This window comes from Entomospira culicis, assembly GCF_028748145.1.
GTDB lineage: Bacteria > Spirochaetota > Spirochaetia > WRBN01 > WRBN01 > Entomospira > Entomospira culicis.
The window spans coordinates 439,594-460,107 of sequence record NZ_CP118181.1; the positions used below are offsets into that span (position 1 = coordinate 439,594).

Sequence of the window (20,514 nt, forward strand, 5' to 3'; positions counted from 1 at the left end):
TATATGAAAAGATGGTTATCAGTAACAACATTAGGATTTACGCTTCTGCTGTCGGGATGTTTTACCGGTGGTGGTAGCGGTGGGCAACAGTCGGGGCGTGGGGGCTTGCCGGTAGATACGCGTATTTTAGGACCGCAACTTTTAGAGCGGGATCCGGTAGGGTATTATGAGCTTAGTTGGGTGCAGCGTGATACCGATACGCGGTCGGAGGTGATTCCTGCGTTGACGAATTTAATGAATCAGAGCGCAAGTGCCTTGGAGAAGTTGCAATATGCCATGAGTCTTCACTCGTTGGCGGCGATTGACGATCGAGCTCTTACCCAAGCATATTATGTATATGCGCGAGAGCTTATTACCGAGGGCAAGGTGGGCGTTGCCTTGGCGATGATTGGCGATGGTGGGTTGGATGTAAATTATCTTACGAATGATCAGCTTAAATTCTTTTTGGATACGGCAAATCAACATCGCTTGATGCATACCACGCGTCGCCTGATTCAAGAGGGTGGGCGTCGTCAGGTGGTGGCTTCGCAAGATGCTCGATGGGTGAACCAAAATCGTCGCCCGCATGAGTGGTTAGATGCGGTGGGAACAGTTTCGGTAGATGGTGGGTTTGTCATCGATCGTGGAAGTGTGCGTCGGGCTGGTGGCTCTGGATCGGGCTTCTTTATCGATCGTAATGGCTACTTTATTACCAACTTCCACGTCATTGAGATGGCGGTGGAGGGCGATCGCAAGCATCTGGTCAATTTGAGCGTGGTGATCGATACGAAAGGAGTGCGTGCGCCTGCTAAGGTGATTGGTTACACCAAGGATGCCGATCTTGCGTTGCTTAAGGTAGAGTACGAGCCTGATTTTGCGTTTGATATTGCAACTTATGCCAACAATGTGGAGGCAGGTCAGCGTATTTATGCATTGGGATCGCCTTTGGGTCTTTTTAATTCTAATATTTCTACGGGCGTTATCACCAATACCGAGCGTGTTTTAGAGTTTATCGCTAGCACGCCATTGGGTAATATTATTCAAATTGATGCTGCGGTCAATCCTGGTAATTCAGGGGGCCCGCTGGTGAATGATGATGGGATTGTGGTGGGGGTTGTTTACTCAGGATTGTTGCAATTTAGTGGTATTAACTTCGCCTTGCCTGCCGATCTTGTACGGGTGATGCTTCCTAAGATGATTTTACAAGATGCTCCTGATACCCCCAAGTTAGCGGTGGTGCCTTATGCGGATTTAGCAGCGTTTGATGGTAATCGGGTGTTGGAGCTACAGTATGTTGGTTTGCGATCGCAGGCGATAAAGAGCGGAGTAGAGAATTTTGGTGTGGTGGAGCGCGTGAACAATCAGAGTGTTAAGAGTGTTGCTGATATGCAAATTCAGTTTGCCAGACGCTATCCCAATACGATTGCCACGTTACGTCAAGGCGGAAAAAATATTCCTATCGTTCTAAAGAGTCGCCCTAAGTATCCAGGTTGGCATGCGCTTTTACGCGATCAAGATATTGCACTATTTCCTGCCTTTTACGGCGCACAGGTTAAGGCGTCGGGGCAGTATTTGCTCATTACGCGCGTTTACATGCGCTCTTCTATGGAGGATATCGGCTTTGAGGAGAACGATTCTATTGTGATTAATGGGCCGTTCAAGCGCAATGTTCCCGATCATCTTTATGCACTAAACGTGCGCGCGCGCATGGCGAAGGTGGGTGGTTTGGAGTTCGCAGGTATGCTTTTGGTGGCAGACTTGCGCGGATTTAACTGGGTGTAGCTAATGATCCCTGTAGGCTGGTGATAAGTCATTCTACAGGGATATTTAATTTTAAAAGAGAAGAAAGGTGGATAGAATGAGTGATTGGATGATGATGGCTGGCATTGGAGTGGTCTTTTTTGCGATGCTTTTGGTGCTTAGAGGCATGGCGAAAAATCCTAAGCAATTTAATTTTTCCAAGCGCGTCTTTGCGGGCTTGGCCTTTGGTATTCTTTTTGGGGCAGTGTTGCAGGTGCTCTTTTTAGAGCAGCACGCGCAGATGCTCTTTAAGACGCTGGAGTGGACAAACTTGGTGGGGCAAGCCTACCTTGGTCTTTTGCAGATGATTATCATGCCATTGATTATCGTCTCGATCTCTAGTGCGATCTTGAATATGAAGCAAGACGAGAATCTCGCGGGAGCAACCGGACAAATTATCGGGGTGCTGGTGGCAACAACTGCGATATCGGCGATGATTGGTATTGGTATCAGCCTTGTATTTAACCTGCAGGCACCAGATGTGATTACTAGTGACATGACCAACCGAGGCGCTGTGCTGGAGGGAATGGTTGATGCTAATAATCTTGGGATGGCGCATCAAATTAGACAAATGCTACCAGATAATCCGTTTAAAGATATGGCGGGTATCCGTAAGACCTCTACGCTAGGTGTGGTGATTTTTGTGGCGCTCTTTTCTTTGGCAGCGCGTCAAATTGCAAACAAAAAAGAGAAGAGCTTCTCTCTTATTAAAGACGGTGTAACGGCGCTTCATGATGTGGTGATGCGTCTTTTAACGATTGTTCTACGCTTAACTCCTTATGGTGTTTTTGCTATGATGACCAACTTAATGGCTACAAGTTCTTTTGAGGAGATGCTCAAATTTGTCTACTTCCTTGGTGCTAGCTACTTGGGACTCTTGCTTATCTTTTTGGTGCATCTTCTTTTAATTTCTATCAGTGGACTTAATCCTGCTACGTATGTCAAAAAAGGCTGGCCGGTCTTTCTCTTTGCTTTTACCAGCCGTAGCTCGATGGGAACAATTCCGCTTAATGTTAAGGCGCAGACCCAGAGCATGGGGGTGAGCGAGAGCTCTGCGAATCTCTCGGCAAGTTTGGGTGGGTCAATTGGACAAAATGGTTGCGCGGGTCTCTATCCTGCTATGCTCGCGATTATGATTATGATCTCTTCTGGCATGGATATTACGATTGGTACGATTATTCAGTTGATTTTAGTGGTAGCTATTAGTAGCTTTGGTGTAGCGGGAGTAGGTGGTGGTGCGACCTTTGCCGCGCTCATTGTCTTGAGTATCATGAATTTACCCGTAGCTTTGGTTGGTGTCTTAATTTCGGTAGAACCACTTATCGATATGGGACGTACGGCTATCAATGTCAGTGGTGCGATGACTTCCGGACTTGTGAGTAGTCGCTGGCAAAAGACGCTTAATCTTGAGCGCTACAACGATCCAACGGCATCAATTCAAGAAGAGTAAGATAAGACGAACAGGGGGATATTATGAAGATTATTGTGGTGGGGGCAACGGCAGCGGGTACGACATTTGCAGCCAAAATGCGTCGAAATAAAAAGGATGCACAGATTATCTTATTAGAGAAGAGTAACACGACGAGCTTAGGCGCGTGTGGTTTACCTTTTTATGTTGGCGGATTTTTTGACAATCCCCATCACATGATCGCCCGTACGCCCGAGCAATTTGTGGAGAGTGGCATTGATACGCGTATTTTACATGAAGCATTGTCGGTTAATGCAAAAGATAAATCGATTTTAATTAAAGATTTAGCGAAAAATCAAGAGTACTCCGAGAGCTATGATGCTTTAGTGATTGCGACGGGTGCAAGCGTAGCGCCCATGCCATTTTCTCTCGCCGAAGGGGTGGATATTTATCCCTTGCGTCGCTTAGAGGATGGTATTAGGTTACACGAGGCGCTTCATAGTAGTACGCCCAAACACGTGGCAATCATCGGTGCGGGTTTTATCGGCATCGAGGTGGTCGAAGGGGCGCTCAAGCTTGGGCATCAAGTCTCTCTTATTGACGGCGCGCCAAAACCAATGGCAAATAGCGTGGATGAGGAATTTCAGAATCTCATTGATGAGGAATTAAATGCCCACAATGTAAAAGGTTATTACGGATCGTTCATTAAGGCGATCGACCAAAATAAGAGCATTATCTTAGAAAATGGTCAACGTATTTCTGCGGATATTATTGTCTGGGCGGGGGGAATTGTGCCGGCAACAATGTGGCTAGAGCCCAGCGGCATTGCGATGGAGCGTGGTGTGATTCAAACCGATCGCAACGGGGAAACATCACTGACGGATATCTATGCAATCGGCGACTGCGCAACGGTGCATCATTTGGTATTGGATAAACCATTTTATAGTCCGCTCGCAACGACAGCCAATAAGATGGGGCGTTTTTTAGCCGATCACTTGGCGGGTGTAGCAACTGGTGATTTTACGGGAATGATGGGCAGTGCGAGTCTTAAAGCGTGCGACTTAGAGGTGGTACGCGTGGGGCTCTCGGAGGGAGAGGCAAAGCGTCATGGTGTTAGCTATCAAAGTGCGTTTATCGAAGATAAAGATCACACCAATTACTATCCCGATGCGCAAAAAATTTGGATCAAGCTTCTTTACGACGATACAGGCGTCATTTTAGGGGCGCAACTTGCAGGAAAGCGTGGGGCAGCTCTACGCGGTAGCGCCATGGCATTTGCTGTGGCTAAGCGCATGACGATTAAGGAGTTGGGTCTCTTGGATATTCCCTATAGTCCACCTTTTGCGCGCACTTGGGATGCCCTCAATGTGGCAGGCAACGCCTCGAAATTAAAATAGTTTAAAGATAACAGAGAGAAGCACTGGAAAACCAGTGCTTCTTTTTAGGTACAAGTATGTTTAGATTAGCTCATATCAAAATTACTAACCATTTTTTTATTAGAAATTAAAATATAGAAAATCACTGACATTATTATCTGACAATAAGGCGAGAAAAGCTATTAAAAAACTCATAGATGCTAGGAAGAGCGTTCGATAATTAGTTGTAAACTGGATGAGTTGTTCTTGCGAATTTTTCATTTTAAGGATGATAAGGAGAGCGCTAAAAATATATATAGTAATTATCGGAATCGTGAGACTAGTGTTGATGGAAAATGAATTACTCAAAATGAAATCAATGAGGGTCTCGATATTGGACTGCATGTTACCAAAGCCATTGAGACCTAGCATGCCTTTAAAAAGAGTCATTGCCTCGCGAACGTTATTGGCACGAAAGAAGACCCAAGCACCGTTGATAAACCCAAACGTAAGCAACCAGGCTATAATGTTAGGCATACGTATATTCCATTGACGCCACATACGATGCATGACTAATGCCAAGCCATGCAAGAGACCCCAAATAATGAATGTCCACCCAGCGCCATGCCAAATTCCACCTAATAAAAAAGTGATCGTGAGGTTGACGTAGGTTCTATACTTGCCTTGACGATTGCCACCTAGTGGAATATATACATAGGTGGATAAAAATCTACTTAATGTCATATGCCAACGTCGCCAAAAATCTTGAATGTTTAGGGCTTTGTACGGTGAATTAAAATTGATCGGTAGATGAATGTTGAAGAGTAATGCCAAGCCAATCGCCATATCACTATAGCCACTAAAGTCAAAGTATAATTGAAAGGTGTAGCTCAAAGAGGTTTGCCATGCAGAAAAAAAGTCTAAATTAACGTCTCCAAAGCCTGCATTAGCCCATAATGCAAACGTATCTGCAATGATAACTTTTTTAAATAGTCCCAAAGAGAAGATAAAAATACCTCGAGCTGTATTCACACTACTTATTTTACGGTTGTTAGCATCTAAGAACTGGGGAGTCATTTCACTGTGGCTAACGATGGGACCTGCAATAAGCTGAGGGAAAAAGGTGATAAAGAGGGTATAGTCTAGGAAATTGGTATGTCGAACATTACCCTTATAACTATCCACTAAGAATGCAATTTGTTGAAACGTGAAGAAAGAGATGGCCAAGGGTAGCATTAGGTTAAGCAACGGAAGTGCATTGGAGGTTACTCTATTCATATTTTGGATAACAAAATCTGTATATTTAAAGATTCCTATGAGAAGTAAATTGAGGCTTATACCTAGTATGAGAATAGATTTATTTTTATTTTTTAATAGTAGAACGCCTAAAAAATAATTGAAAAGAATAGAACCAGTGATTAAAAATAAGTACTCTTTTTTCCAGTAACCATAAAAGAAGAGTGAGGCTAATACGAGGAATATTTTAGCCGGGGTTGCTTTTTTTAGGGTGTGTTGCAGGAGAAAATAGCCTAATAGGGTGATCGGGAGGAATAGCAAGATAAAAAGTGGCGTATTAAAGAGCATCAGTATCTCCAAAGGTAAAATTTTCAAACAAAATCGCCCACATCTCCGCGGTGGGGTGGTTAGCGTCTCGGAAGTATGAGGCATCGAGGTTATATCGATATGGATTAAAGCTCCCAACGACGGGGACGCCATGCTCTGTAGCAAATCCCAAAATATCAGCCTCAACTATGTGTAAAAAGTCGCTACGCTCTATAGAGGTATCATAGGTTAATGGAGGATAAGGGGTTAGTAGCAGAATCGGCGTAATACCATAACTTTGCATATCTAACGCTAGTACTTTGATTAAAGTGCGATATGCCTGGTATCGTTGGTTATCTTTGGTCAGCATTTCACCAAAATCAATAAAGTGTTTTTCATCTTGGGGTGAATGATTATGTAACGTATAACTACCATCAGACTGTATGGTTCTTTTGCCAACAAGCATCTCATTAGGTATCGCAAAAAAATTATCTCGGTTAATAAATTGAAGATTTTGTAACAAATAGGAAAACGAGAAGAGTTCGGCTCTACGCATGGTTTGAAATGATCTTCGTCTTTCTAATGAGCGTTGTTGTATCTCTCTATCAAGATATTTTTCACTCCATGCCCTAAATAGCGTTTCATCAACGAATATGTTCTCTTCACGAGAAGGGGGAGAAAATTCAATGATGGCGTATTGTGGTATCGGTAAAGATGGGTTATTTCTATTTAAAAAATATTGCCACATTTCAATGATACCATTAATACCACCACCATGAATACTTAAGTTGATAAAGTGATTATTAGTTTGAAGATGACTGCTATTCAATAGCAGTAAACGTGATGTGCCTAGTGCAAAAATAGGTGGGTTTTTATTCTCTAAATGTAAGCGTCGTTGTAAAGCTCCTTGTCTGATGTGATAGCTTGAATCAATAATCGAGTTACCAGCATTCAGCGCATCAACGCCACGCTGTATACGCTTAAAGTAAAAACTATGAGGATTTTCATACAAAATATCATAATCAGTAAAAAAGTTAAAAGCACCAATTGATAGCATGACAAAGATGATATTGGTAAAGAAGAAAAGTATCCATTTTTTATAATTCATATCACGAATGATAGCATATTTAATAGGTTTCTGTCAACGTTAATTTTCAAATAGAAAATAAGCGCTGACATTCAGCGCTTATTTTAATCCTGTTATTGTCAAGAAATGTTACATCATTCCCATGCCACCCATACCAGGATGAGCACCCCCAGCAGGCGACTCTTCTTTGGTAGGGATATCGGTAATGGCGCAGTTGGTGGTGAGGAGTAGTCCTGCAATGCTAGCGGCATTTTGTAGTGCGCTACGGGTTACTTTTGCGGGGTCGATGATACCAGCCTTAACCATATCCACCCACTCCATCTTATTGGCATCAAAGCCAGTGCCGGCTTTTTCACGCTTCACACGGTCGGCGACAATCGAACCATCGACGCCAGCATTCTCGGCAATTTGGCGAATAGGCTCCTCTAGCGCGCGATGGACAATCTTAAAGCCTACTTTCTCCTCCTCGGTAAAGGTTGAGAGATCGGTCTTCTCGAGAGCAAAGGCAACTTGGGCTAGGGTTACGCCACCCCCAGGAACAATTCCCTCTTCAATAGCAGCACGGGTTGCGCTTAGGGCATCTTCTACGCGGTGTTTTTTCTCTTTGAGCTCGACTTCGGTAACCGCACCGACATTGATCACGGCAACGCCACCTGCGAGTTTGGCAAGACGCTCTTGTAATTTTTCCCGATCGTATTCACTGGAAGTCTCTTTGATTTGGTCGCGAAGTTGCGCCACACGATGGTTGATAGCACTTTCGGCGCCAGAACCATTAATAATAGTGGTATTCTCTTTCTCCACTTTGACGCTTTTTGCACGACCTAGCTGGGTGAGCTCGGTATTTTCTAGCTTCATGCCAAGGTCATCAGAGATCACTTCCGCACCCGTTAAGATAGCGATATCCTCAAGCATTGCTTTACGACGATCGCCAAAGCCCGGAGCCTTAACAGCAACCACTTGGAGGGCACCACGTAAGGCGTTCACGACTAAGGTCGCGAGCGCTTCGCCTTCTACATCTTCAGCAATGATAAGAATAGGTTTACCCGTTTGGGCGATCTTCTCCAAGACAGGAAGAAGCTCGCTCATGACAGTAATCTTCTTATCGCAAATAAGGATAAAGGGATCGTTTAGAAGGGATGTCATGTTTTCGCGGTTGGATGCAAAGTAGGGGCTGATATAGCCACGATCAAATTGCATACCCTCGACGAAGTCGGTGGTTGTCTCGATAGTCTTGCTCTCTTCCACGGCGATAACGCCATCTTTCCCAACCTTCTCCATGGCGTGAGCAATCTCTTCACCAATGATGGTGTCATTGTTGGCGGAGATGGTGGCAACTTGGCTGATCTCCTCTTTATCGTTGATGGGTTTTGCCACTTTTTGGATTTCTGCCACGGCAAGTGCAACGGATCGATCGATACCACGCTTGATGCCCATCGGGTTGATACCAGCTGCCACACTTTTTAGACCTTCTTTTACGATGGAGTAGGCGAGTACGGTAGCGGTAGTGGTACCATCACCGGCGACGTCGTTGGTCTTGCTGGCAACTTCTTTAATGAGTTGCGCGCCCATATTTTCATAAGGATCTTCGAGTTCGATCTCTTTGGCCACGCTTACGCCATCTTTGGTGATGGTGGGCGCACCAAATTTCTTATCCAACAAAACATTGCGCCCCTTAGGGCCAAGGGTTACCTTTACCGCCTTGCTAAGCTGTTCGACACCACTAAGGAGACCTTTACGTGCGTCATCGTCAAATTTTAGCTGTTTTGCCATTCTCTTCTTCACCTCTTTCTTACAAGATATTTTAATTTTTTATGATTAATATTGATCGGGAGCATATTCGCTCATCACAAAGATGCCCCTTAGCTTAAAGATAGCAATAATTGTACCAAGAGGCAACTATTTTTTATCATTATTCGGAAAAATCCTCTAATAGTGGGGTATTTTCTTCACGTTTAGGATAAAATAGCAGCGATTCGATACGATTTTCGGTGACTTGTTCGACAATGAATTTACCTACATCAAAGATCACTTCGTCGTTCACCTCGGCGATGCGTTCGAGTTTTTCTGCGAGTAATCCTGCCACAGTAAAGATATGTTTGTCGTGCGTAATGCGTTCGCCTGCCACCTCTTCTAGGCGATAGATGGGCAAGTCGCCAGAGAGGCGTAGCGCGTCGCCTAAGCTCTCCATTACCAGCTCTGGATTTTCATCTTCATCATAGAGCTCGCCGAGAATTTCTTCTAATACGTCTTCTCGGCTAGCTACTCCGGCTAAGCCACCGTACTCATCCAAGACGATGGCAATGTTGAGCGACTCACGATGGAAGACGGCAAGGAGCTCTTTAAGCGGTAGGCTGGATGGTACATAAATCGGATTTTTCATGATGGAATGCAAGGATTTATCGCCATCGCCATGCAGGTAGGCTTTAATGAGGTCATTTTCTAAAACAACCCCGATGATTTCCTCACAACCGCGTTCTCCATAGACGGGGATACGCGTAAAACTTTGGGCGGCAACTTCGGCGAGTGCTTCGTGGATACTCATCGAGGCATCGAGAGAGAAGACATCTTTACGGTGGGTGAGCACCGACTGTACCGTGTGATCTGCTAGACGGAAGAGCCCCGTAACGGCCTCTTTCTCATACTGTTGCACCGTACCCGAGGCTTCGGCAAGTTTGACCATATGAAGAATGCTATCTAGGCTGAAGGGCTTGGCTTTTTTCCCGCCTAAAAGACGGTTAAAGAACATCCCAAAAAAGGAGACCAAGGCCACCACTGGTTTTAGGATAATCACGAAGACTTGGAGGAAAGGTGCAAGGAGCACAGCAAAGAATTCGTTGTGGTTTAGGGCGATTTGCTTGGGGGTTACTTCTGCAAAGATAAGAATAACCAGCGTTAAAATAGCCGTGGAGTAAGCAACAGCACCTTGCCCAAGATACTTAATGGTGAGCATGGTTGCCAGCGCACCGGCTACGGTGTTGGCGATGTTGTTGCCTACTAAGATAGAGCCGATTAAACTCTCTCCGTTGCTGGCAAGCTTAGCGCTTAGCCGTGCGAATCGATTCTTATCGCTTTTCATTTTCTCTACCTGTAAAGGTGAGAGCGAGGTGTAGGCGGTCTCTGCAATAGAAAAGAGAGCAGAAAAAGAGAGTATAACGACTAAAAGAAGCACATACGATAATAACATAATGCTACCTTCTCCTAGACAAGGTGAATAGGTTCCCGCATAAACACGGGCTATCTTCATCATCCATAATGTTTTTAGTTTACCGTGTAATAGCGAGTTTGTCAAGCTTTTTAGGCGAATTCTTCTTTATTGCTTGACTAAAAATCGCATTCTCTATTATAATAATAGTGTCCGTAGGGATAAATTCGGTGTGCAGGAGAAGAGAATGAATATGCGAAGAGTAGATCTGCGTAGCGATACGCTTACCAAGCCATCTGAGGCGATGCGAAAAGCGATGCTTCAAGCCCCCGTGGGGGACGATGTCTATCTGGAGGATCCGACCATTCTTGCGTTAGAAGAGAAGGCTGCCGATCTGTTGGGGATGGAGTCGGCGCTCTTTGTCAGCAGTGGTACGATGGGTAATCTTATCGCAGCTTATCTGCATGCACCACGAGGCACCGAGGTCTTGATGCACGAACGTGCCCATACTTACCGTACGGAGCTTTCGGGTATTTCGGCGGTGGCGGGGGCAAAGCCATTGCTTGCCAGTGGCGATCGCGGTATTCTTAAGCGAGAAGCGCTCGAGCCTCTGATGAACAAGCGAGCCATCTATTATATGGAGCGTACCAGTGCAATCTTTATTGAGAACACCCACAATTTTTGTGGCGGAAGTGTCTGGAATGCATTGGAGCTAGTGGAGATTGCCGACTTCGCGCGCGAGCATAAATTGGCGCTCCACATGGATGGGGCAAGACTCTTTAACGCCAGTGTTGCCTCGGGGATGAGTGCCAAGGAGATTGTGAAAGATTGTCATTCGGTAACTTTCTGTTTAAGTAAAGGATTAGGTGCGCCGGTGGGTTCGATTTTGGCAGGCGATCGTGATTTTGTCTACGAAGCTCGCCGTACGCGAAAAATGCTCGGTGGTGGTATGCGCCAAGCAGGAATGTTGGCTGCTGCCGGTATCTACGCCCTCGATCATAACATCGATCGTTTGGCCGAAGATCATCAACACGCACAATTCTTGGCAAAGGCAGCCAAGGAGAATCCGATCTTTACGCAAGTTATCGAGCCGGAAACCAATATTCTCTTCCTCCACACCGATCGTCCTGCGGTACAAATTGTCGAGAAGTTGGCGCAACGTGGCATTGCGGTTCTCTCCTTGGATGCGCATACGATTCGGTTTGTTACCCATTTAGATGTCTCAACCGTAGATATTAATTATGTGAGTGAGGTTTTGCGTGAGCTTAAATAAGCACGAAGCTTGGCTTACCGACGCACTCTTGGTGATAGATTATGGGTCGCAGTTGACACAGCTGATTGCCAAGCGCTCCCGAAAAGTGGGCGTCTACTCGCAGGTGGTTGCCTACGACAGCGACTTTTCTACTATCGATCTTAACGCATACTGTGCTTTTGTTATCTCCGGTGGCCCAATGAGTGTGCATGATGCGGATGCGCAGGGAATTCCGCCTGCACTCTTAGCAAGTGGTAAGCCGATGCTCTTTATTTGCTATGGCGCGCAACGCTTGGCGCATGAGGCGGGTGGGCGTGTGGAGAGTTCGCAAAAGCGTGAATTCGGCGCCACATTAATCCGTCTGGTTAAGCCGGAGCATCCGCTCTTTTGTGGATGGCAGATGGAGTCGAAGGTCTTGATGAGCCACTCGGATCATATCGAAGTATTGCCCGATGCCTTTGACGCGCTTGCCTACACCGATCAAGGGGTGCTGGCTGCCTATGCGCATCGTGAAAAACCTTATTATGCCGTACAGTTTCACCCCGAATCTGAAGATACGGTGCATGGGGAGGCGCTCTTTATCAACTTTTTGCAGACCATCGCGCGAGCACCGGCCAATTGGTCGATGCCCTACTACCTAGAGGAAGAGGTGAAGGTTTTGCGTGAGCGCATTGGCGATCGACAGGTTTTGCTGGGGTTATCGGGCGGGGTGGATAGCTTGGTGAGCGCGGCAATTCTGGATCGCGCGATTGGTAACCAGCTCTATTGTGTTTTTGTCGATCACGGGTTGATGCGCGCCAACGAGGCGCAACAGGTGAGGGCGTATGTCGAGGCACATTTTAATTTGAATCTTATTCAAGTCAATGCGAGTGAGCAATTTCTCTCGGCACTGGTGGGGGTGGAGGATCCTGAGGCTAAGCGAAAGATTGTTGGTAAGCTCTTTGTCGAGACCTTTTTAGCCGTGGCAAAGGAGCAAATTCAATCGCATCACTTAACGTTCTTGGCGCAGGGCACGATCTATTCCGATGTCATCGAGAGCGCCCACGGAGGTAAATCGCAGTTGATTAAGAGCCATCATAATGTCGGTGGGTTGCCCGAAGAGCTCCATTTGGAGTTGGTCGAGCCATTACGGTATCTCTTTAAAGATGAGGTGCGCGCGCTTGGCTTGGCGATGGGGATTGATCGTGCGTTGGTAATGCGTCATCCCTTTCCAGGGCCGGGCTTAACGATCCGTATCTTGGGGGAGGTGAAGGCGGAGTATATCCCGATTCTTCAACATGCCGATACGATTATGCTCGATGAGTTGCACTCTGCTGGTCTTTACGATGCGGTTTCGCAGGCATTTTGCGTCTTTTTGCCCGTCAAGAGCGTGGGCGTGAAGGGCGATAATCGCAGTTATGACTACACCATTGGTGTGCGGATGATCCAGAGCGACGACTTTATGACCGGTCGTTTCGCGCAACTCCCTTGGTCGGTGTTAGAGCGTATCGGTGCGCGTATCGTCAACGAGGTTGCCCATGTTAGCCGTGTGGTCTACGACATCACGAACAAACCACCGGCCACCATCGAGTGGGAGTAGTAAAGAAGAGAGAGGGTCGCATAAGTTGTACCCTCTCTTGTAATTATGCCTCAGTAGCGTCGTGGGAAAGTTGCCAGGTTGTTCCGAATTTATCCTGAACAATCCCAAAGAGATCGCTCCAGAAGGTGGGTTGCATTGGCACGAGAACCTTGCCCCCCACTTGAAGTTCGGCATAAAGACGCTGAAGCTCGTCTTTTTCTTTTCCACGCAGGGTAACGTTGATGTTACCTTGATTTGACCAAGGTTGCCCACTCATGCGATCGCTGAACATAAGTGTAGTGCCATAGACATTTAGCGTTGCGAAGACAACTTTTTCGCGATCTTCCTCTGGAATGACAAATCCTTCTTGGGTAGGCATCTGCCCGAATGTCATTAGATCTTGCACCTTGGTATTAAAGATTTTAGCATAAAAGGCAATCGCTTCTTGGCAATTATCTTTAAATGTAATAAACAACGATATATTCATTTTTTCCTTCACATTGGTTCAGATTTTTGCCAAATGTACCATATTTTTTTCTGTTGGTCAAGAGGCTCGCCTATAAATTCATAGATTGACTTAGACCCTCCACGCCAGCAAAATCCTTGATACTAATGCTCAATGTTTCGTAGCCATCAAGGTTGATATTGCGTAAAGAGAGACTCTGGGCGATGCTTTTTTTGTTTCTCCCTACCATGAGGAGCAGCGTTTTCTCCATTCCTTTAACGCCGTAGACGAGGTAGAAACGGCTGTCGTTATCGAGGGCGTCTTGAAAGGTGATGAGCTTGTCGCGGGCATTGAATTGGAGGTTTTGGAGAGGGAGCGTCTCTTTTTGGTCGAGCCACGGGCGGGGTGGGTTGGGCGTGATGGTTTGCATATGTTCGCCAAGCGCTTGAATCTCTTTGTTACGAATGATCGCAGCGCGAGATGTTCCTTGGGCGGGTACGAGGTCGTTGTAGCTGAAGAACGCAGAGCCTTGAATTTTAGGAAAGCGCGCGTTATAGCGCAGTTGATTGGTAATTTCGTGATAATTTTCCCACTCTTGATTGGTTTTGAAGTTCGGGTGTCCAATGATGAGCTGGGTGCGAGATTTGCGTAGCGCATGTTGCCACCAGTAGGTGATGGTAGAGTAGGGGGCGACGGTGCTCTCGAAGTGCCAATAGACTTGTGGAATAATATAATCAATGGTCTCCTCTTGCGCCCACTTGAGGGTGTCGGCGTAGATGTCTCGACGGGATGATGAGGCGTAAATACGCGTGAACGTTCCGCGTCGATCGATATCAAAATGCTCCCAAACACCAAACGGACTAATCCCCCACTGCACCGCCTTACCCGTGGTGGCGTTGTGTTGAGCAATGACGTTAGCAACATGTTTTACCATCTGATCGTTGTTATCTTTGCGCCACTTCTCCACCTCTTGTTGATAGCGCGGACTCTGTGTCTGTTCGCTAAAGCGAAAGTTGCGCGGGTTATCGCGGAAGTTATCGTGGTCGAGGGTGGTATTCCTAAAGGAGACTTTTTCCCCATTTACCCAGACAGGATAGGGGTAGAAGTAGTCGTCAAAATGAATGGCATCCACATCATAACGCGCGATAAATTCGCCAATAACGGCTTGGATATGGGCTTGCGTCTTGGCAGAGCCGGGGTCGAGGTAGACTTTATTATCAACAAAGAGATAGGCGGCATCGGGATGTTGACGAGCAAAATTATTCGTATCGAGCTGATTGAGAATATGCGCCAATGGATCGCTAGCCGTGGCTTGATGCATACGGGTATCGGCGGTTACGCGATAGGGATTAAACCATGCATGAAACTCCATTCCGCGTTGATGGGTCTCCTCGATCATCCATTCGATAAGATCGAAGCGCCCCGCCCACTCGGGGGCAACGCCTTGGCGATTTTGCGGATTGATCATCGCAGACCACGGGCGATGCTTGGAGGCATAAAAGGCATCGAGGGTAGGACTCACCTGAAAAATGATGGTATTAAGGTTGAGCGATTGTGCATTGGCAAGAATTGCTAACCAGTCGCTCTGTAGCTCGGTAAGCGCCAAACGAGGGGTGCCATTGGCATTTTTACGTGGATAATGCAACTGCGCCACCGTGGCAATCCAGGTAGCGCGCATCATCTCTTTGGGCTCCTCGTAGTTACGTACCACCCGCACCGTAGATCCCGGCTCCGAACTATCCACACGAATCTTACTATTACTAAAGATAAGGGAAAAATCATCCGCAAGCCCTTCAAAGGTGTAGAGTTCGTCCAGCTCTTCTTTTTTGGGTTTTGCCTTCTTCTCTGCGTTGTCCACAGATCCACAGCTCGCGACAAAGGCGAGAGCAAGGGTTAGTAACGTGAGCCGTTTAAGATGAAATGATTGCATACAAGATGTCTCCTATAATTGCGGTAAATTGATGATCTGCATGGTGTTTTCTACACCAGAAAAATCCTTAATGCTAATGCCTAATTGGGTGTAGCCATGGAGGTCTAGTGGGTTGAGCGTGAAGGCTTGTTTTGCGATCTTTTTATCGCGCCCAACAACCTGAAGGATCTCGCGTTGCTCCCCATTAAGGCCGTAAATGACATAAAAGCGCGTATCATTAAGAAGGGAGTCATGGAAAGAGAGGCGGTGTTCACTTGGTTCATAATGGATAAAGGTGAGGGGGAGGGTCTCCTTTCTATCGAGCCAAGGCTTAGCCGGAATGAGACTGGTCTTACGCAGGTGATCGCGCAAGGTGATAAGCTCTAGGTTGCGTACAGCGCGTGCGGTGTTGTTGGGAATTTGCCAGAGCAGATCATTATAGCTGAAGAAGGCAGAGCCTTGAATCTTGGGAAAGCGCGCGTTGTAGCGCAGTTGGTTCGCGATATCGCTATAGTTGTTCCACGCAACGCCGGTTTTGTAATTGGCGTGTCCAATATAAAGGTGCGTGCTTGCATCTTTGAGCGCATCTTGCCACCAGTAAGTGATTGTAGAGTAAGGCGCGGCTTTGGTCTCAAAGTTCCAGTAAACTTGAGGAATAATGTAGTCGATATGCTCTTCTTTTGCCCACTTGAGGGTGTCGGCATAGATATCTCGATAGGAGGCGGTAGAGCCAACGGGTGTCTTGGAGCCTAGGGGATTTTCGTCGTAATGCGCCCAGATACCAAAGGGACTAATGCCCCACTGCACTGCTTTGCCTCTCTCTGCATTGTGGGCATCGATGACAGCTTTAACGCGCAAAACCATGCGATCGTTGTTGTCATTACGCCACTTGGCAACTTCTTGTTGATAGCGAGCTAAGTCAGCTTCCCCTTCGATATCCTCAATAAAGGTAAAGCCACGTCGGTTGTTACGAAAGGTCTCACGGTCGAGCAGTTGATCGGCAAAGTGTACGCGCTCGCCGTTGGCAAAAATGGAGTAAGGGTAGAAGTAGTCGTCAAAGTGAATGGCATCGGCATCATAACGCTCTAGGAATTCGGCAATGACCGCTTCAATATGGTTTATTGTGGTATCTAGTCCGGGGTCGAGGTAGACTTTTTTATCGAAAAGGTAGGTTGTATTGGGATTATCCTTGGCGAAATTCCCAGCAGGTAACACCGATAACTCACCCTCTAGCGTGCCATCAGAGCCAAGAGAGATGGTGTAGTGTCCGCCAGCAGTTACACGATAAGGGTTGAACCAAGCGTGGAATTCCATGCCACGTTGATGCGTCTGCTCAATCATCCATGCGACAAGATCAAAACTATCTGCCCATTCGGGCTTAATGCCTTGACGATTTTCTGCATTAAGAAATTGCGACCAAGGACGATGCTCCGAGGTATAAAAGGCATCGAGCATCGGGCTCACTTGAAAGATTATCATATTAAGATGGAGAAATTGCGCATTTGCTAAGATCTCCAGCCAATCGCTTTGGAGTTCGGCGAGGCTTAGCCGTGGAGTTCCATCAGCATTCTTACGCGGATAGTGCAACTGCGAGATCGTCCCAATCCAGACGGCGCGCGCCATCTCATGCGGTTCGACATACTCTTTTACAACCAAGATATGTTCGGTCGGCTCCGTCGTTACCACCTTGATGGGTTGATCGCTAAAGAGCAGATTGTAGTGCGAATCTACCCCTAAAAAAGTATGGAGCATCTGGGTGGCTTGGGGTTGCTCTTGCTTGGCTTGAGGACAGCTGGTTAGCATGAGTATGGCTAAGAGTAGGCTGATGCGTTTACTTTTGGAATTTCTCCTAATATACATAAAGTTGTAATCTCCTGTTACTATCATTATAAAGTAATTTTGTTAATTACGCAAGCGTAAATGCAACAAATGTCATGTAATTTTTTTCGGTTGCTTGGCTGATGGATTTGAATTATTGGCTTACTGCGTCGATAAGTAAAGGACGTTAATGATGAGGTGGTATCTGCTATGTTGGTGGTTTTGGAAGGATTGGATGGGGTGGGCAAGAGCTTACAGACGCGATTACTGCAAGAGTATTTTGCCTTGTATCAGCCAGAGGTGTTGCACTTTCCACGCCATCATCAGCGCCCTTTTGGTGATCTGATTTCGCGCTTTTTACATGGCGATTTAGGCGATATTGAGGCGACGCATCCGGCCTTAGTTGCGCTGCTCTTTGCGTGCGATCAATTTGATTATATGAAAAATATCGACACCAAAGAGGATCTCGTCATTCTCGATCGCTATTATTATAGTAACATGGCCTATCACTCGGCAAAGTTTTCTCACGCGCAAGAGCGCTTGGCATTTCGGCAATGGCTGGCTGATGTTAGCAAGATCTTCTCCTTGCCACCTGCGGATCTGCTCTTTTATTTGGAGCTTCCCGATACGTTGACGAGTGCTAATCTTGAGCAACGCACGGCCGACGGCAAGAGCGATCATTATGAGCGCGATCTCTCTTTTCAGGCGCGTGTGCGCGAGGCGTATCAAGCTATGTTGGCAGAGGAGAAGAACGTCGTGCGTATCGCCTGTGCGCAGCCAGATGGTACATGGCGTTCGGCGCAAGAAATTCACTTGGAGATGGTGCAACATATCGAACGGTGGCTTGAAGAGAATACCTAATCATGCTCTTCTCTTCAAGCATAAAGCATAATAGTCTAAAAGAGAGGGTGGGCGTAGGTCTTGGTGCGGTTGAGCCAACCAGCCAGAAAGATGGACTCATCTTTACCCTCAAGCAGAGCGTTCTCTACACGGCGGGTTAAGACTAATCCTGCGCTACGACTAAATTCATCTAATGCTGCCTGCCCTCGCTCACTGCCTTGCATCTCCATTAACACCTGACGCAATCCCCAACCATAACCTTGATACACCCGTGCACGTTTAGGATTGTAGGCCGATTCGCCTTTGTCGCCAAGAATATCTATGATATAGGTGAGCGGAGTAAAGAGATCATCGCCGCTAAGGCCTTCGCCTTTAAAGTTGACGTAGTCAATGAGGGGATAGTATCCGCTGGGGCTGTTTGCCATTCGATGATATTGCGCTTTGAGATGATCACGATCGCTGGCAACGATGAGCATTTTGGAGAGAGAGTTATTAAGGCGTTCAAAAATAAAATTGACTTGGATGGGAAAGGTATTATAAAGAAAGTCTCGTAATTCCATGATCTCAGGCTCCTTGGCGTTGAGTTGCACATACATCTCTTCGCGCGTACTCCATGGTGCAAATTGCGTATCTCCTTGGAGGAGCTTGGGCAATTGAGACTCTGTATAGCCATGCTTTTTGTAGTATTCTATGAGTGGGGGAAAACTTGCTTGTCCAAATTCAGTTTTATAGTCCATCGGAAACCATAAAAAATGTCCTAATCCTAGGGAGGGAAAGGGTTCGTTAGCGTTCCAAAAGACGAGGTGATCTTTATTACCCCCTGTCTCATTTTGAAAAATCTGCATACCAATAGCTTGTAACTCGGCATCGCTGGGTTGATAGATATCTTCATCAATATCTACTGGGGGGGTAGGCGTGGATGGCTTACAGGCATAAAAGCTTATCAACAGCGTTAAGCCAAGGAACGCACTAAATTTTTTATAGGAGAATCTTATTAAACGATTCATGGGAAAGTCCTCTTTTATGAATTTGATCTTAATATATCATAACATGAATATTCAATTTAATCAATAAGATACATCTGTTTGTGGACGCTTCTTGGCTCTAGGATTATACTTGATGCGAGTTAATACCGATAAGTAAGCAAGAAAATGATTGTGAGGAGCATATTTGCTTGATACATAAGACTCTTGATGGTGGGTGTGTACTGTGGATGATTTAGAGAGATTACTCTTTTATTTAACCAACGATTATGTGAAAGGGCGCACCTTGAGCCAAAATATCCCTTTTCAACTCTTTCGTCGCCACGCGCTTAAGCACTATGCTACGATTTCTCTTGCTGGACGAGAAGTTATTTTACAGCAACTCATTAAGCACATAAAAGATCCGCACGTGCGTCTGGAGTCGATCCTCACCCCATCGCGATCGCTGGAGCGCCTGTACGAAGATCACTTTCGATCGTTTTATCAACCAAGTGTGGGCATGCCGATGCAACATGCGGTTACGTTTAACAATCTCGAACCCCAAGCCTCGGTTATCGATAGTGATACGCTGTTGTGGCAGATTCCCAGTTTGCATGTGGGTTTTATGCCTCGTTTAGAAGGGTTACTTGCGCAATATCGTCAGGCGATGGAGCACCTGCCTTATTGGATTATTGACCTGCGTGGTAATGGTGGGGGATCGGATCGGATTTGGTCGCACTTTTGGCCCTATCTCTCTTCTGGCGTGTTGTTGCAGGGCGGTACGGCATTTCGCGCGAGTCGCGGCAATCAAGGGTACTTTACCTTGGCCGCGCACTATGCTAAGCTGTGGGGCGCACACAACGATAGCCTCTGGTACGAGAGCGTGGTTAAGGCGATGCGCGTACAGAGTGGTAACTTTGTGATTCCCCCTTTACCGGGATTTTCGCCGGAGATTCATCTCCAGCAGCCAAGACCTTATCCCCAACGAGTAGCGATTTTAATCGACAATAAGACCGCCAGCTCTGCCGAGACACTCGTTCACCTCGCCAAGCAGAGCTTTAAGGTCATCGTGTTGGGGCAATCTCCCTCGATGGGCTGTACCGATAGCGGTAATTTACGTTACGCCATCTTGCCTAGTAAGCGCTATGCCCTCTCCTTTGGCACGAGCTTAGAGCTCAACTCTTATCACGTGGCAATCGACCGTGGGGGGTATCAACCTGATATTATTTTGCCCCAAGGCGATCCTGCACTAGTGATTCCTTGGGCGCAAGCCTATCTTCGTAATGATCTTAACCAAATACGCGCAATTTATACCCAATTTAGCAGTAGATAACGCCATTTTTAGGATAAATTTACCCTATCCTTCGGAGGTGAAGGCAAAGTGAATCTGGGGATGATCCTCCATGGTGCGTTCGTT

The 20,514-nt window shown here is 46.5% G+C and carries 15 protein-coding genes; 7 read left to right on the forward strand and 8 right to left on the reverse strand.

Going from position 1 to position 20,514, the window contains the following annotated elements:
- The first annotated feature begins 3 nt into the window (after positions 1-3).
- From PVA46_RS02075 to PVA46_RS02085, 3 genes are all read left to right on the forward strand, one after another.
- Positions 4-1,761 (forward strand): S1C family serine protease, encoded by a 1,758-nt coding sequence (locus tag PVA46_RS02075; RefSeq protein WP_167695113.1) that lies wholly within the window; start codon positions 4-6, stop codon positions 1,759-1,761.
- 76 nt (positions 1,762-1,837) lie between these two features.
- On the forward strand, positions 1,838-3,229 hold the full coding sequence (locus PVA46_RS02080; protein WP_167696255.1) for a cation:dicarboxylate symporter family transporter: 1,392 nt from the start codon (positions 1,838-1,840) through the stop codon (positions 3,227-3,229).
- Between the two features lie 23 nt (positions 3,230-3,252).
- Positions 3,253-4,584, forward strand: a complete 1,332-nt coding sequence (locus tag PVA46_RS02085; protein ID WP_167695114.1) for a CoA-disulfide reductase — start codon at positions 3,253-3,255, stop codon at positions 4,582-4,584.
- Positions 4,585-4,683: 99 nt separating this feature from the next.
- On the opposite strand, the gene PVA46_RS02090 is transcribed toward PVA46_RS02085, so the two are convergent.
- The 4 genes from PVA46_RS02090 to PVA46_RS02105 all read right to left on the reverse strand — a co-directional run bounded on the left by PVA46_RS02090 (position 4,684) and on the right by PVA46_RS02105 (position 10,355).
- On the reverse strand, positions 4,684-5,820 hold the full coding sequence (locus PVA46_RS02090) for an MBOAT family O-acyltransferase (protein WP_274360309.1): 1,137 nt from the start codon (positions 5,818-5,820) through the stop codon (positions 4,684-4,686).
- Between the two features lie 295 nt (positions 5,821-6,115).
- Positions 6,116-7,192 (reverse strand): SGNH/GDSL hydrolase family protein, encoded by a 1,077-nt coding sequence (locus tag PVA46_RS02095; RefSeq protein ID WP_167695115.1) that lies wholly within the window; start codon positions 7,190-7,192, stop codon positions 6,116-6,118.
- 108 nt (positions 7,193-7,300) lie between these two features.
- Positions 7,301-8,941 (reverse strand): chaperonin GroEL, encoded by a 1,641-nt coding sequence (groL, locus tag PVA46_RS02100; RefSeq protein WP_167695116.1) that lies wholly within the window; start codon positions 8,939-8,941, stop codon positions 7,301-7,303.
- Between the two features lie 139 nt (positions 8,942-9,080).
- Positions 9,081-10,355, reverse strand: a complete 1,275-nt coding sequence (locus PVA46_RS02105) for a hemolysin family protein (RefSeq protein ID WP_167695117.1) — start codon at positions 10,353-10,355, stop codon at positions 9,081-9,083.
- 205 nt (positions 10,356-10,560) lie between these two features.
- Between PVA46_RS02105 and PVA46_RS02110 the strand changes: the two genes are divergently transcribed.
- Both PVA46_RS02110 and guaA read left to right on the forward strand, forming a co-directional pair.
- On the forward strand, positions 10,561-11,586 hold the full coding sequence (locus PVA46_RS02110) for a threonine aldolase family protein (RefSeq protein WP_212603839.1): 1,026 nt from the start codon (positions 10,561-10,563) through the stop codon (positions 11,584-11,586).
- The gene (gene guaA, locus PVA46_RS02115) at positions 11,573-13,144 is read left to right on the forward strand and encodes a glutamine-hydrolyzing GMP synthase (protein WP_167695118.1); all 1,572 of its coding nucleotides are present in this window, start codon (positions 11,573-11,575) and stop codon (positions 13,142-13,144) included. The genes PVA46_RS02110 and guaA overlap by 14 nt, the downstream gene beginning before the upstream one ends.
- Positions 13,145-13,187: 43 nt before the next feature.
- Here the strand turns inward: guaA and PVA46_RS02120 are convergent, their stop codons facing one another.
- From PVA46_RS02120 to PVA46_RS02130, 3 genes are all read right to left on the reverse strand, one after another.
- Positions 13,188-13,610: a VOC family protein gene (locus PVA46_RS02120; protein ID WP_167695119.1), complete on the reverse strand. Its 423-nt coding sequence runs from the start codon at positions 13,608-13,610 to the stop codon at positions 13,188-13,190.
- A gap of 70 nt (positions 13,611-13,680) precedes the next feature.
- The gene (locus PVA46_RS02125; protein WP_167695120.1) at positions 13,681-15,498 is read right to left on the reverse strand and encodes a glycoside hydrolase family 10-like protein; all 1,818 of its coding nucleotides are present in this window, start codon (positions 15,496-15,498) and stop codon (positions 13,681-13,683) included.
- Between the two features lie 12 nt (positions 15,499-15,510).
- Positions 15,511-17,337, reverse strand: coding sequence for a glycoside hydrolase family 10-like protein (locus PVA46_RS02130; protein WP_167695121.1), 1,827 nt, complete (start codon positions 17,335-17,337; stop codon positions 15,511-15,513).
- 168 nt (positions 17,338-17,505) lie between these two features.
- Between PVA46_RS02130 and PVA46_RS02135 the strand changes: the two genes are divergently transcribed.
- Positions 17,506-18,156 carry a dTMP kinase gene (locus tag PVA46_RS02135; protein ID WP_167695122.1) on the forward strand — a complete coding sequence of 217 codons (651 nt, stop codon included), beginning with the start codon at positions 17,506-17,508 and terminating at the stop codon, positions 18,154-18,156.
- Positions 18,157-18,191: 35 nt separating this feature from the next.
- Here the strand turns inward: PVA46_RS02135 and PVA46_RS02140 are convergent, their stop codons facing one another.
- On the reverse strand, positions 18,192-19,142 hold the full coding sequence (locus PVA46_RS02140) for a hypothetical protein (RefSeq protein WP_167695123.1): 951 nt from the start codon (positions 19,140-19,142) through the stop codon (positions 18,192-18,194).
- A gap of 202 nt (positions 19,143-19,344) precedes the next feature.
- Here PVA46_RS02140 and PVA46_RS02145 point away from each other — a divergent pair, with 202 nt between their 5' ends.
- Positions 19,345-20,430, forward strand: a complete 1,086-nt coding sequence (locus PVA46_RS02145; protein WP_167695124.1) for a S41 family peptidase — start codon at positions 19,345-19,347, stop codon at positions 20,428-20,430.
- The last annotated feature ends 84 nt before the right edge of the window (positions 20,431-20,514 follow it).